We start from the raw sequence: 13,632 nt of genomic DNA on the forward strand, positions 1-13,632 counted from the left end.
GGTCCTGTCAGCCCAGGCACACCACGAGCAGGCAGACCTGGGACGGCGAGGTCGCGGCGGGGGAGGGGCTCGTCGGGGGCGTGCCGGAGTTCGTTCCGCTGTCGGTCGCGGGTGTGGCGGCGGGTGCGGACGGCTGCTGGGCCGTCGTGCCGGTGCCGGCACCGGTGCTGTTGTCGTCGGTGCCACCGGAGACGGGGGCGGCGGCCTGCTGCCGTGCGGCGGCCGTCCGGGCGGGGCGGGGTGCGGCCGCGGCGTCCAGGTGGGTGTCCCACGGGGCGGTCCGGGGTGCGGCGGCGATGGTCTGCCGGTGCGGGACGGCCGCGGTCGGCCGGGCGTGGGCGGGGCGCGTGGTACGCGGCGACGGATGGGTGCCGGGCGGTGCCGACTCGGGCCGGGCCTCGGCGGTGGTCTGCTCGTCGGCGGAGCCCATGCTGTGGTTGTCCGGTGCCGCGGCCGCCTGGGCCCGGTCGGCGGACTGCCGGTCCAGGGCGGCCAGGGTGAGCCCGCCGCCGACGAGCGCGATGGTGGTCGCGACCGCGGCCCGGCGCTTGTTCTTCTTCCACCGGGCCAGCTGGCGGCGCCGGGCCGCCCGGCCCTGCGGTGCGGCCGCAGGACCGTCCAGGTCGGCGGCAGGGTGGGTGTGCGGGGCCTCGTCCGGGCCGGACGGGCCCTGCGGTGCGGCCGGAGGGCCGTCCAGGTCGGCGGCAGGGTGGGTGTGCGGGGCCTCGTCCGGGCCGGACGGCGTCGGCTCGTCGGGGAGATCGCCGTCGAGCCACGAACCGGAGCAGGTGGCCTCCCGGGACGCCGTCCCGGCCGTCGGTATGCGGGTGGCGATGGTCGTGGGGGGAGCGATGTCCGGGGCGTAGGCGCCGCACCCGGGACACACCAGGGCGCCGTTCAGATGCCGACGGCACGAGGAGCAGTAGTCCATTTGCGGTCTTTCTGAGTCGACTGCGCCTGCGGCCTCGGCCGGGGCCTGGCCACGTTCGCACGTGGGATCGAGCGGCCAGCAACGCTAACGAGGCTTTCGGAAGACTGTGTGCTCCCCATGTGACGCTCCTGCGCACATTCTCTGCGGATTCATGACCGCCCCGACGCGTGTGTCGCAGGTCACAGCGGTGGCTGTCACATCGGGCCGAGCCGTTCCGTCATCCAGGTGTAGCCCACACCGATGGCAGAGGAGTGCACGATGGACGCTCGCTTGGACCTCTTCGGCAGCCCGCTCGCAGGCAAGTTCCTCAGGTACGTCAACTCGGCGGGCAAGACGGTCGCGGACTCGACGCTGCCCGCCGCGACACAGGAACTGGTGAAGATCCGTGCCAGCCAGATCAACGGCTGCGGCTTCTGCACCGACATGCACACCAAGGACGCCGCGCACGCCGGGGAGACGTCGACCCGCCTCAACCTCATCGCGGCCTGGCGCGAGGCCAAGGTCTTCACCGACGCCGAGCGCGCCGCCCTGGAGCTGACCGAGCAGGGCACCCGCATCGCGGACGCGGCCGGGGGCGTCACGGACGAGGCCTGGGCGAACGCCGCCAAGCACTTCGACGAGGAGCAGCTCGCCGCGCTGGTGTCCCTCATCGCCCTGATCAACGCGTACAACCGCGTGAACGTCATCGTCCAGCAGCCGGCCGGTGACTACCAGCCCGGCCAGTTCGGATGACGGCGGTCGGGCCGCGCTGAGGGAGCCGTCAGGACAGACCCGACGCTCGCAGAACCGCCCGTGCCGACTCGTCGTCGATGTGGTGGCCCAGACGCGCCACCACATCGGCTCCGTGCCGGAGCGTGCCGCGCTCCAGGGAGCGGTGCGTGCCCGTCTCCAGCTCGTGCCACAGCAGGGGACTCGCGGCGAGGACTCGGGGGTCGAGCTCCAGGCGGTCGCCGTGGGCGTCGCGCAGGACCAGGCCGCCCGATGGCCCCTCGTACTGGCGTACGGCCACCAGCGCGTCCGTCCGGACGACGTGTCGACGCCAGGGGGTGCACACCGCGATCCAGCCGGGGCCCGCGGTCACCCGGTGCGGCAGCAGCACGATGAACACCCTGGCGGACAGGGCGGCCCAGAGCAGGGCGCGCAGAGGCGTCAGGCTTCCCGCGTCCCAGTCGACCAGGAGGCACAGGGCGAAGAACGCCAGAGCGCAGTTCAGCGCGAGCCGTGCCTTCCCTCGCCAGTGGCGGTCGCCGGCCGGGGCCGCCCGTCCGCTCCTCCGCATGCCGCCGACCCTAGGCGGCCCCACCCGGCACGGCGACCGCCGCTGACGAGGCCCTGACGCCGGGCGGCCGAATCCTGACGGCGTCCTTACGCGGCCGTCCTGCCCGGCGCAGACGTCGACGCGGCGGGGACGAGTTTCCGGCGGGAGCCGGACAACCTCACCTTCCGTGGGGAGCGGGTCGCGGCGGAGCGGACCGTGCGGGCGTATGCCGTCCACCAGGGCTACGGCCGCGGGGTGCCGGGCGCTGGCCGCGGCGGGGAAGAACTCGGGTGCCGCACCCCGCTGCCGTCAGGCGTCCGTCAGCCGGGCCTCCTCCAGGTCCAGCGACCGCTGAAGCCGACGCCGGGTCGTGTCGCTGATGCGGTGTGCGTCGTACAGGCGCTGGAGTTCGGCCGTCTCCACCGCGATCAGGTCACGACGCAGCTGGCGGTAGACCAGGTCGGCGGACTCGCCGGCCGCGGCGGTGCCGTTGCCCTCGGCGAGCCGGTCGCGGGCGTCCTCCAGGCGGGCGTTCAGAGCGCGCCGCAGCCGGTCCAGGACGACGTCCGGTACGGCCTCCAGCTCCGCCAGCTCCTCCAGCCGGGCGAGTCCGGCGTGGGCGAGGCGGGAACGGGCCTCGACCTCCTCGCGTTCGGTGTGGGCGGGCGCCAGCGCGATGCCGGAGGCCCGGACGACCGGGGCGAGGGTGAACCCCTGGACGACGAGCGTGACCACCACCACCGAGGTGGTCAGGACGAGCACCAGGGGACGGTCCGCCAGCGGAGAGCCGCTCTTGGCCATCTCCGGGACGGACAGGGCGGCGGCCAGCGGCATCACACCCCGGGTGCCCGCCCAGGTCAGGACCACCGGCACCCGCCAGTTCAGCCGGCTGATCCCGCCCTTGCGCTGCACGACCGCCGACAGCGGCGCGAGCCAGAGCAGGCGTACGGCGACGAGCGTGGCGGCGACGGCGAGGGCGTACAGCGGCCAGGACCCGGCGCCGTCGGCCAGGGCCCGCACCTGCGCGGGCAGCGCCAGCCCGATGAGCGAGAAGACCACGCTCTCCAGAAGGAACACCACGGTCCCGTACACGGCGTGCAACTGCAGGCGGATGCGGGCGTTGGTGAGCCGGTCGCCCCGGCCGCCGAGGACCACGCCCGCCACCACACAGGAGGTCACGCCGGAGGTGTGCGCGGCCTCCGCCAGCAGATACGCGGCATAGGGGGTGACCAGAGCGATCACCGTCTCCAGGACCGGCTCCTCGGTGCGCCGCCGGATCAGGGCGACCACGCCGGCCACGGCGGCGCCGATCACCGTGCCACCGCCGGCCAGCAGCAGGAACTCGCCGCCGGCGGCCCCCCAGTCGGCCGCGGCCGAGGCGATCGCGATCCCGGCCGCCACCCGGACCAGCACCAGCGAGGTCGCGTCGTTGAACAGGCTCTCCGCCTGCACGAGGACCTGCACCCTCGACGGCAGGGCGAGCCGCCGGCCGAGCGCGGTCACCGCCACCGGATCGGTGCTGGCCAGCACCGCGCCCAGCACGAACGCCATCTGCCAGGACAAGGGTGTGACCAGGACCGCTACGGCGGCTACGGCCGCCGCCGAAGCCAGGACGAGACCGATGGCGAGGATCCCGACCGGTTTCCACACCGCCCGCAGCTCCCGCCAGGGCATCTCCTCGGCGCTCGCGTACAGCAGGGGCGGCAGGACGACGAGACCGATGATCTGGGGGCTGATCTCGATCTCCGGAGTGCCCGGCAGCAGGGCCACGGCGAGACCGGCGACCACGAGCAGGGACGGCGCGGGAATCCGCCACCGGCGCGCGAAGGTCGCCACGACGGTGGCCAGAACCACCAGTGCGAGAACTGTCCCTACGCTGCGCATGCCGTCCCCCTGGAGCTTCAGGAGAGCCGACCTGACTCCTCCCGGCCGACCAGACTTCCCGGCACACCGCTTTCACCCTATCGGCGCGGGCCACGTCGAGACAGTGTCAAGGTCCGCCGGGCCGCCGTATCAGGGTGCACCGCGTCGCCCCGCGGGTGAACGTCCTGGAACTCGACATCGCGCTCAAGGACCTCGCGGCACAGCGGTGACGGCCTCGCGCGACCCGTAGGGGAGCCGGCGGACCGGGAGGCATCCCGGGCCCGGCATGGGCCACCGCTGCGAAGGGCGACCACGGCCACGCGGCAGGCTCCGGCGCGTCGCAACGCGGCAACGTGGGACGACCGGACACTGCCAGAACATGCACATGAACCGGCAGCCCCGGTGCCGCAAGCTCTGTCCATGACCACCTCCTCGGACGTGACCTGCCGACCCCTGCGGGAGCGCACTCTGTGGCTCTTCGTCGGACTCGGCGCGGCCGGGGCGGCCCTGGCCGCCGTCCGCGTGGCGTACCGGGGCGACCTCCTCGACGCGTGGGCGGCCGTCGGCCTGCTCCTCGCCCTGGCCGGCGTCGCCTCGCTCCACCAGGTCACCGCCCGGGTGAGCGCCGACGCGTACGGCGTCCACTGCCGGACCCTGCTGCGCCGCCGGAGCGTGCCCTGGGCCGACATCGCCGACGTGCGCGTACATCTCGGGCACACGGACGGCTCCCGCACCCGGGAGGCCCGCCGGGTCGGTCTGGCCCTGCGGGACGGACACAGCCGGCTCCTGCCCCTGCCGAAGAGCTGGGCGCCCGACGACCCGGACTTCCGCGCGGAGCTGGACGCCCTGCGCACGCTGCACCGCCGCCACGGCGCCCCGGAGTCGAGCGACATCCGCGTCGTCTCGCACCGCACCGCGGGAAGCGGCTGGGCCGGATCACTGTGCCTGTGCGGGCTGCTGCTCGCGGGCGCCGGTGTGGCCGCCTGGCGCGTACCGGACACCGCGTCGTACGCGGCGGCTTGGCGCACGGCCCCCGCCTGCACGGCCGAGACGCCCGCCGGGCTGCGCGACGACTGCCTGACCACCGTCCCGGCCGTGATCGCGCGCACCGAGGCCCACCTGCCCGAGCAGCGCAGCCGGCTGTACTTCACCGACAGCCGGCCACTGGCCCGGCTCGACGTCTCCTCGCAGGCCGCCCGGGACTTCCGCTCCGGCGACCACGTCGAACTGACCGTGTGGCACGGCCGGGTGATGCAGGTGGCCGGGGAGGGACACGTCTGGCGCGAGCACATCACCACACCCGGTTCGCCGGCCGTCGTGGCGGCCGTACTCGCCCTGGCCGCGGGCGGCCCCGGAGCGCGGGTACTGCTGCGCCTGCGCGGCCGGGACCTGCCCGACGACGAAGTCCTGCCGTCGGCCCTGCCGTTCGCGGGAGCCCTCGCCGGCACCGCCCTGTGGCTGCTGCCCCTGTGCTACTTCCACCCCACGACGCCGCTCTCCGAGCCCGCGTCGATCGCCTGGGCGGCCGCGGGCTCGCTGCTCACCCTGGGCATGCTCGCTCGGGCCTGGCGCGCCACCCGCGTCCGTGCGCCCGAGGACGCCGGAGGGACCGAACCGCCGGAAGAGGGCGAGGTGTTCCTGCCCGCCCGCTTCCTGGAGCCCACCGACTACAACCCGCTCGGCTTCGGCACGCACATCGTCATCGGGGACGGCCCGCCCGCGGTGACACCCGGCCCGGGCCGCTTCGGGGCGAGAAGGATCCCGGTCGGGCGCCTCACCGTCAGGACCGTACGACGGGCCCGGGGCGGCGACGGCGACACGGTCCCCAGAAGCTGGCACATCGCCGAACTCGACGACGCCGGCCACCCGATCCGCCTGGCGGCCGCACCGGCCGACCTGAACCGCATCATCCGCGAGCTGGACTCGGCGCGGGCGGCACGGTCTCCCGGACGACCGGCAGAGCCGCGGCGAACAACACCCGCGCGGCACCCGCGTGAACCATCGATCAGGAATCGAGAAGCGCGGCCTGCGAGCGGAAGCTAGCGTGAGCCGGGCGACGCCGACGGAGGCCGTGGAAGCGGCCCTCACAGATGGGGACACGATGAGCATGGCCACCAGCACGGACAGGAAGTCGCCCGCGCCGCACGCTGCCGACAGCCACGATCTGATCCGGGTGCACGGCGCGCGCGAGAACAACCTCAAGGACGTCAGCGTCGAGATCCCCAAGCGCCGGCTCACGGTGTTCACCGGCGTCTCCGGCTCGGGCAAGAGCTCGCTGGTCTTCGACACGATCGCCGCGGAGTCGCAACGGCTGATCAACGAGACCTACAGCGCCTTCGTCCAGGGCTTCATGCCCACCCTGGCGCGGCCCGAGGTCGACGTACTCGACGGGCTGACGACCGTGATCACCGTCGACCAGCAGCGGATGGGCGCCGACCCCCGCTCCACGGTCGGCACCGCCACCGACGCCAACGCGATGCTGCGGATCCTCTTCAGCCGGCTCGGCAAGCCGCACATCGGCTCGCCCAAGGCGTTCTCCTTCAACGTCGCCTCGATCAGCGGAGCGGGTGCGGTCACCGTGGAGCGCGCCGGACAGACCGTGAAGGAGCGGCGCAGCTTCAGCATCACCGGCGGCATGTGTCCGCGCTGCGAGGGCCGGGGCACGGTCACCGACCTCGACCTCACCCAGCTCTACGACGACTCCAAGTCGCTCACCGAGGGCGCGATCACCGTCCCCGGCTACAAGGGGGGCGGCTGGAACTCCCGGCTCTACATCGAGTCGGGCTTCTTCGACCCCGACAAGCCGATCAGCAAGTTCACCAAGAAGGAGCTGCACGACTTCCTCCACCGCGAGCCGACCCGGATGAAGATCGCGGGCATCAACATGACCTACGAGGGCCTGATCCCGCGGATCCAGAAGTCGATGCTCGCCAAGGACCGGGAGGGGATGCAGCCGCACATCCGGGAGTTCGTGGACCGGGCGGTCACCTTCACCATCTGCCCCGACTGCGACGGCACCCGGCTCAACGAAGGGGCCCGGTCGTCGAAGATCGAGGGGATCAGCATCGCCGACGCCTGCGCGATGCAGATCAGCGACCTGGCCGCATGGGTGCGCGGCCTCGGCGAGCCGTCGGTGGCGCCGCTGCTGGTGGCGCTGGGGGAGACCCTCGACTCGTTCGTCGAGATCGGCCTCGGCTACCTCTCGCTCGACCGGCCGGCGGGCACGCTGTCGGGCGGCGAGGCACAGCGCACCAAGATGATCCGCCACCTCGGCTCCTCGCTCACCGACGTCACCTACGTCTTCGACGAGCCCACCACGGGCCTGCACCCCCACGACATCCAGCGGATGAACGACCTGCTGCTGCGGCTGCGGGACAAGGGCAACACGGTGCTCGTCGTGGAGCACAAGCCAGAGGTCATCGCGATCGCCGACCACGTCGTCGACCTCGGCCCCGGCGCCGGGACGGCGGGCGGAACCGTCTGCTTCGAGGGCACCGTCGAGCGGCTGCGGGCCAGTGGCACCATCACCGGCCGCCACTTCGACGACCGGGCAGCCCTCAAGGAGACGGTGCGCAAGCCCACCGGCACGCTGGAGATCCGCGGCGCGACGACGCACAACCTGCGCGAGGTCGACGTCGACATCCCGCTCGGCGTGCTCACGGTCATCACCGGCGTCGCCGGTTCGGGCAAGAGCTCGCTCGTGCACGGGTCGATCCCCGCCGGCGCCGGTGTGGTGTCGATCGACCAGACCGCGATCCGCGGCTCACGCCGCAGCAACCCGGCGACGTACACCGGACTGCTCGACCCGATCCGCAAGGCGTTCGCCAAGGCCAACGGCGTGAAGCCGGCGCTGTTCAGCGCCAACTCCGAGGGCGCCTGCCCGACCTGCAACGGTGCCGGCGTCGTCTACACCGACCTGGCGATGATGGCCGGTGTCGCCACCACCTGCGAGGAGTGCGACGGGAAGCGGTTCGAGGCGTCGGTCCTCGACTACCACCTGGGCGGCCGCGACATCAGCGAGGTGCTGGCGATGTCGGTGACCGAGGCCGAGGAGTTCTTCGGCGCCGGCGAGGCGCACGCTCCGGCGGCGCACCGGATCCTGCGGCGGCTTGCCGACGTCGGGCTCGGCTACCTCACCATCGGGCAGCCGCTCACCACGCTGTCCGGCGGCGAGCGGCAACGGCTCAAGCTGGCCACGCACATGGCGGACAAGGGCGGCGTCTACGTCCTCGACGAGCCGACCGCCGGCCTCCACCTCGCCGATGTCGAGCAACTGCTCGGCCTGCTCGACCGGCTCGTCGACTCCGGCAAGTCGGTCATCGTCGTCGAGCACCACCAGGCGGTCATGGCGCACGCCGACTGGATCGTCGACCTGGGCCCCGGCGCCGGCCACGACGGCGGCCGCATCGTCTTCGAAGGCACCCCGGCCGACCTGGTAGCGGCCCGCTCCACCCTCACCGGCGAGCACCTCGCGGCCTACGTCGGCGCCTGACGCAGGCGTCCCGCGCTGCGCGGAGACCGTTCAGGGGCCCGGCCCGCCACGCGGAACAGGTCCCTGACCTGGTACGGCACCCGTGGCGTGCGCAACTCAGGGACGGCGAAAGGCCCTGCCGACGGGCGCTGGTTGTCCTTGCTCCCGCTGCCCTTGTCCTTGCTCGCCCCGCCGCTTCCGGCCGTGTTGTCCGTGCCGCCGGGGGCGTTGCCGGAACTGCCTCCGCCGGAACTGCCTCCGCCGGAACTGCCTCCGTCGGAACTGCCTCCGCCGGAGCCGCCGGTGTTCCCCGCGGTGCCGTTGCTGCCGCCCCGGCCCGCGGCGCCCTCGGCGGGTTTGCCGCTGTTGCCCGGCCTGCTCGCGGCGGCTGTGGCCCGCGCCTGCTGTTCGGAGCAGTACGCGGCGACCTTGTCCTTGCCACCGGCGACCGCGACGAGCCGCTGCCAGGCCGTCGCGTCGGGCGCCTTGCCATGGTCCTTGACCTGCTCATAGGCGCGGCAGTGCGCCTCGGCGTCCCGGCCGACGGCCATGCCGTGCGTCGGACCCGGTCCGCCGGAGGACGCCGACGAAGTCTCACCGCCGGACCGCTCCGGGGCGGCCGCCGACGGATGGCCCGCTGCTCGGCCTCGCCGTCGAGATCGCCTCCGCGCAGGACGGCGGCCAGCACGCTCTCCAGCTCGGAGACGTCCCGTACGGTCCCAGGGGCAGGACACGGCGCCGCCAGGGTGCACGCGTCGACGGCCCGCGGTTCCGTCGCCGCTCCCAGTGCCATCCGCATGGCGGGCGCCTACGCGACCTTCGCCGCCTCCGGTGTCCAGACCACCCCGTACTCGGTGACCAGGGTGACCCACGACGGCTCGGCACTTCCCGGCTTCAGGGCCCCCGCCCCGGTACGGGCCATACCCGCCGCGGTCGCCGACAACGTGACCGACGTACTCCGGGGTGTCATAGTCCGGGGCACCGGAACCAAGGCCCAGGCACTCGGCAGGACGGCGGCGGGTAAGACCGGAACCACCGACGACTACCGCTCGGCCTGGTTCGTCGGCTACACCCGCCGGCTTGCCACCTCCGTGGTTCTGTTCCGGGAGGACCCGAAACACCCGCAGCTGCAGTCCCTGGCAGGTGTCGGTGGCCTGCAGAAGGTGTTCGGCGGTGACATCCCCACCGAGATCTGGACCCAGTACATGCGCGATGCCCTGGCCGGCCTCCCCGATGCCCCGTTCCCGGCACCCGCTCCACTCGGGCACGGCACAGACGAACCCGGCGCGCCCTCCCCCTCCCTCTCCCCTTCTCCCTCCCCTTCCACGCCCCCCGTCAAGCGGAGCGGCAACACCGGCAAGAAGCCCACGCCCGCCCAGCCCACCCCGACCAGCAGACCCGCGTGCCGTCACCACAAGTGCCACTGATCCGAGGTCTCTCGCTATGAGGGCCGCACGAAGCGCGCGAGGATGGAAGAGGCACCCCATACCGACTCTGAGGAGAGGAGGAGACGGGATGGCTACGGCAGCTCAGACCGTGCTCGAGCCCACCGAGCGGGTACGGGCCCAGAAGAAACCTTCCGAAGCTGCGCTGACCACGCTGGAGCCCGCCGAGCGGGTGCGGGCCCAAAGGGGGCAGCACCGGAGCCAGAGCGCGCGCACGGGCACGGGGCGTGTGCGGACTCGGCAGGAACAGTCCGGAGAGGGACATCCCGACGGCGCGGGCATCCACCTGCACACCCGCACGTTTCACCCTTCGGTTCCGATCCCTTACCCCAGCGTGGAGAACCTGCCCGCCGGCCTGGACAAAGTGCCGGCCCGGGACCTGGTCTTCTACGGGGGCCTGGGAGCACTCGCGGTGGCGGGAGCTCTCGAGTGGCCGATCGCCCTGGCCATCGGCGGAGCCACCTGGGTGGTACGCAGCAGACGAAAGGAAGACCACTGAGAGGCGGGAGAGCCGGTAGGCGAACCACGGGAGCGGCTCCAAGCTCGCCCCCCGGCCTTCTCCCACCAGCCCCCGAAGACCGCACAGGGGCCCGACCCGCTGCCCGGATCAGGCCCCTGTCAGGACCCTTGCCGCTGCCCGGCAAGGCGGGTCCGGTGGCCGTCACTGGCTGCTGACGTACCTGCCGTACGCGAGCGCGCTCGACGGGGAGGGCAGGTCCAGCTTGGCGGGGGAGAAGGCGGAGGAGCCGTTGACGCCCTCCCGGGGCAGTAGCCACACGCCGCCCGAGCCGGCGTTCTCGCCCGGGGAGCCGACCGCCCAGGCGAATTTGCGCTTGGCCGGTCGGGCAGTGCCGCGGCCTTGGTGGTGTTCCGCCCGTAAGCCTCCCACGGACACAGATCGTCCCGCCCTTGGATGGAGGCGCGGGGTGCGGGTGCCTTGTGGAGAGCTGGGCGATCTCCTAGCAGTAGCAGACCGTGTACTGCAGCTCAACGAACCCTGCCGACATGATCGCGGCGTCCCAGTACTATGTTGCGCCATCGTTCCCGGGTCTGTCGTTCCCCGTCGATCCATCGTGCTCGTACGGTGTTCGGGGGGAGTGGGAGGTCGCCCATGAAGTGCGCGATTTCGACGTAGTAGGCGTAGTAGCCGTTTTGTGTGAGCCCGCGCAAGCGGGCGATGTCAGCCGCGAGGTTGTCCCGAGCATCAAGGACCGCGTGGTGGAAGCACAGGGCCAGTTGCAGTTTGGCCGCGGCGTAGGAGATGCCGGAGACGCCGATTTCTGCGAGCTGGACGGCCGCCCGGTCAGGCAGGTCTGCAGCGAATCCTGCGTCGCGCACGAGTGTGGCGATGTGAGCGGTCATCTCGTTGGAGCGCAGACTCAAGGGCGACAGCAGACGGTCCGCGAGGTCGAGTTCGTCATCGGCCCGAAGCGGGTCGACGAAGGACACGGCGAAGGCGAGATGGGCCTGGGCCACGGCGGTCTCGCCGACCACACCGTGTTCCTCGGCCTCACTCCGGGCCGCCAGATACGCGGCTGCCGCCCGCTCCATGTCGCCCTGCACCCACCAGACGTCCCCCAGCACCCGATGGTGCCGCCCAGCCCAGCCTCCCGGCGGCCTCCACCACCGCTGGGAAATCTCCGGACACTCGGCTCAGGTGCGCCAGACCCCGTCGAGCGGCGGGAGCGAGCCGACCGCCGCCGGACGCGACACGCTGCATGCCGCGGCGGGAATCGTCGGTCAACCCGAGATCCCGCTGGGCCTTCGCTCGGTAATACGCGGCCAGTTCGACCAGGCCGTCAGGGAGCAACCCCGATTCAAGGACGGCGGAGAGCCGACTGACTGTGCGTTCCCGGTGTTCGTGCTGGCGCCGGACGATGGCACTGAGTGCTTCCACCAGGGCATCCGCAGCAGTCCGCACGCCCCCCGACGACGCGGCATCGGCGGCGGGGAGCACCAGCGGTTCCCTGAACAGCGTTCGAAGATCCCGCCCTGCCATGGCTCCCCCTGACGGCGGCGGCGCTTGCCCGCACCGGGCACGCGGATCGTCACCTTCACGTCCACCTTGCTGATGTCGATCCCCGCACAGCGTTCGTGGATCACATCCATCCCCGGCACCCCCATCTCGTGACAGCCGCGGGCGCGTGACCGGCCGGCGGGGGTCCGGCAGGCGGGAGAAACTGATTCACGTGCTCGAAGCAACACATCCGGGTGCCTGGCGATGGACCCCCAGCGTCCTACTGAGACACAGGCTCGGATCGCACCAAGTTTCCTCGACGTCCGCCGGACGGCCACGCACCGATTTTCACGCCCACGGGGTGGAGCCGCCAGGCCCCCGGAGTACTGAGACGGACGGGCGCGGGCTGACCAGGTCGTTCGGATCAGCCGTAGGCATATCCGGCCGCGGCCGGGGTCTCGTCGGCGGCCTGGCCGCTGCAGCTGGCCTGTGCGCTGCGGTACCTCGGCTTCAGGCGCCGTCGGCGTGCTGCGGCAACGGGGCTCGCCATACCTTCACGTCATGGACTTCAACATCACCGCGGGGGAGGAAGCCGTCGTGTTCCACGTGGCGAGCCGTGTACAGGATGGCTTCTCCCTCACGGATGACGACTTGGCGGAGGATCTGGGCGAAGAGGTCCGCCCACTGCTGCAATCGCTCCTGGGCAAGGGTTGGCTTGTCGTTGACGAGGATCGTGAGCTGGCCTTGTCCACGATCGCGAGGCACGTCGTGTCCAGCCGGAGCGATGCCGAGGGGCCGCAGGCATAGCAAGACCGACCCTTCTCTGCTCGGTCGTTCCCTCGGAGATCTACGGGGACCTGTGGGCCGCCGGTAGGACGCGTCCTCGCCACGGGCGAGGCCTACAGTCGTCCCACCCACCACCAGAAGGGCACGAAGCCTCGGCGCACCGGATAGACCACGAGGCCGACGACACAAGACAGAAGATCGTTGTCGGCTGTCACCTGCCTCCCGGGCGACGGTGAGATCCTTAGGCCCGTGGCTGGAGACAACACGCAGCATCAAGGCAGCTGGCAGGGACAGGTGACGCCTATTCGAGCCGAAGCCGAACGCGTGCTTGTTGAAGCAGAGCATCGAGAACGCCGTGCCGAACTACGACTGCGCTTCTGGCTCGTCATCGACGTCGCGCTCGGCTTTCCCGCTGCAGTGCTCGCCGGCATCTCCGGAGCTGCCGGCCTGACCTTCCTGCCACGTCCCGATCAGCCGAGACTGGCCTCTCCCCGTCCCCTGTCACTGCGGACGACCTCGACCTTGCCGTGCAACTCGCTGTGGCAGTCCTTCACTAGGCGCACCCAGCCGCGTGGGACGGTAGGCCGGTGTGCTCAAGGTCGAGTACGTCCACCGGCGCACCTTCACCACCCGCACCGAGGCACGGCTGAAGATCGCCACCTGGATCACCGGCTTCTACAACACCCGCAGGCTACACAGCGTGTGCGGATACCGGAGCCCGATCGACGACGAACAAGACCATCAGGCCGGCCGGGCCTGCCGCTGGCCAGCGGGGGAGCGGTGCGGGTCGTCTGAGCGGGAGTCAGCCGACCTGGGTGTGCGGGACGGTCAGGGCGTCCTCCCAGGCCGCGGCTCGGATCGGGCACACCGCGGACAGCCGTGACACGCGCCGCCCCTCGCCGAACACACTGCCGTCCGGAC

Annotated in this window: 14 protein-coding genes; 8 read left to right on the plus strand and 6 right to left on the minus strand. The window is 72.0% G+C overall.

The window, feature by feature from the left end:
• Positions 1-7 precede the first annotated feature (7 nt).
• Entirely contained in the window at positions 8-931 is a 924-nt protein-coding gene (locus ACFZDC_RS05915) for a hypothetical protein (RefSeq protein WP_391320505.1), read from the minus strand.
• Between the two features lie 258 nt (positions 932-1,189).
• Here ACFZDC_RS05915 and ACFZDC_RS05920 point away from each other — a divergent pair, with 258 nt between their 5' ends.
• The gene (locus tag ACFZDC_RS05920; RefSeq protein WP_391320507.1) at positions 1,190-1,663 is read left to right on the plus strand and encodes a carboxymuconolactone decarboxylase family protein; all 474 of its coding nucleotides are present in this window, start codon (positions 1,190-1,192) and stop codon (positions 1,661-1,663) included.
• Positions 1,664-1,691: 28 nt separating this feature from the next.
• On the opposite strand, the gene ACFZDC_RS05925 is transcribed toward ACFZDC_RS05920, so the two are convergent.
• Together ACFZDC_RS05925 and ACFZDC_RS05930 are read right to left on the minus strand one after the other, a co-directional pair.
• Positions 1,692-2,210, minus strand: a complete 519-nt coding sequence (locus ACFZDC_RS05925) for a hypothetical protein (RefSeq protein ID WP_391320509.1) — start codon at positions 2,208-2,210, stop codon at positions 1,692-1,694.
• A 288-nt stretch (positions 2,211-2,498) separates the two neighbouring features.
• Complete coding sequence (locus ACFZDC_RS05930; protein ID WP_391320511.1) at positions 2,499-4,073, minus strand: Na+/H+ antiporter; 1,575 nt, start codon at positions 4,071-4,073, stop codon at positions 2,499-2,501.
• A gap of 399 nt (positions 4,074-4,472) precedes the next feature.
• Between ACFZDC_RS05930 and ACFZDC_RS05935 the strand changes: the two genes are divergently transcribed.
• Both ACFZDC_RS05935 and ACFZDC_RS05940 read left to right on the plus strand, forming a co-directional pair.
• Positions 4,473-6,095, plus strand: a complete 1,623-nt coding sequence (locus ACFZDC_RS05935; protein WP_391320513.1) for a PH domain-containing protein — start codon at positions 4,473-4,475, stop codon at positions 6,093-6,095.
• A gap of 58 nt (positions 6,096-6,153) precedes the next feature.
• Positions 6,154-8,544, plus strand: a complete 2,391-nt coding sequence (locus ACFZDC_RS05940; protein ID WP_391320516.1) for an ATP-binding cassette domain-containing protein — start codon at positions 6,154-6,156, stop codon at positions 8,542-8,544.
• Here ACFZDC_RS05940 and ACFZDC_RS05945 read toward each other — a convergent pair.
• Entirely contained in the window at positions 8,529-9,074 is a 546-nt protein-coding gene (locus ACFZDC_RS05945) for a hypothetical protein (protein WP_391320518.1), read from the minus strand. The genes ACFZDC_RS05940 and ACFZDC_RS05945 overlap by 16 nt on opposite strands.
• A 195-nt stretch (positions 9,075-9,269) precedes the next feature.
• On the opposite strand from ACFZDC_RS05945, the gene ACFZDC_RS05950 reads away from it, so the two are divergent.
• The gene (locus ACFZDC_RS05950; protein WP_391320520.1) at positions 9,270-9,950 is read left to right on the plus strand and encodes a penicillin-binding transpeptidase domain-containing protein; all 681 of its coding nucleotides are present in this window, start codon (positions 9,270-9,272) and stop codon (positions 9,948-9,950) included.
• Between the two features lie 88 nt (positions 9,951-10,038).
• Positions 10,039-10,467, plus strand: coding sequence for a hypothetical protein (locus tag ACFZDC_RS05955; RefSeq protein WP_391320521.1), 429 nt, complete (start codon positions 10,039-10,041; stop codon positions 10,465-10,467).
• Positions 10,468-10,629: 162 nt separating this feature from the next.
• Here the strand turns inward: ACFZDC_RS05955 and ACFZDC_RS05960 are convergent, their stop codons facing one another.
• Positions 10,630-10,857 (minus strand): hypothetical protein, encoded by a 228-nt coding sequence (locus tag ACFZDC_RS05960; RefSeq protein ID WP_391320523.1) that lies wholly within the window; start codon positions 10,855-10,857, stop codon positions 10,630-10,632.
• Positions 10,858-10,955: 98 nt separating this feature from the next.
• Entirely contained in the window at positions 10,956-11,552 is a 597-nt protein-coding gene (locus tag ACFZDC_RS05965; RefSeq protein WP_391320525.1) for a hypothetical protein, read from the minus strand.
• Positions 11,553-11,625: 73 nt separating this feature from the next.
• Here ACFZDC_RS05965 and ACFZDC_RS05970 point away from each other — a divergent pair, with 73 nt between their 5' ends.
• The 3 genes from ACFZDC_RS05970 to ACFZDC_RS05980 all read left to right on the plus strand — a co-directional run bounded on the left by ACFZDC_RS05970 (position 11,626) and on the right by ACFZDC_RS05980 (position 13,594).
• Positions 11,626-11,979: a hypothetical protein gene (locus ACFZDC_RS05970; protein WP_391320527.1), complete on the plus strand. Its 354-nt coding sequence runs from the start codon at positions 11,626-11,628 to the stop codon at positions 11,977-11,979.
• A gap of 507 nt (positions 11,980-12,486) precedes the next feature.
• Positions 12,487-12,732 (plus strand): hypothetical protein, encoded by a 246-nt coding sequence (locus ACFZDC_RS05975; RefSeq protein WP_391320529.1) that lies wholly within the window; start codon positions 12,487-12,489, stop codon positions 12,730-12,732.
• Positions 12,733-13,300: 568 nt separating this feature from the next.
• Complete coding sequence (locus tag ACFZDC_RS05980) at positions 13,301-13,594, plus strand: IS3 family transposase (RefSeq protein ID WP_391320531.1); 294 nt, start codon at positions 13,301-13,303, stop codon at positions 13,592-13,594.
• The last annotated feature ends 38 nt before the right edge of the window (positions 13,595-13,632 follow it).

It is taken from the genome of Streptomyces sp. NPDC007905 (genome assembly GCF_042959345.1).
Classification (GTDB): Bacteria; Actinomycetota; Actinomycetes; order Streptomycetales; family Streptomycetaceae; genus Streptomyces.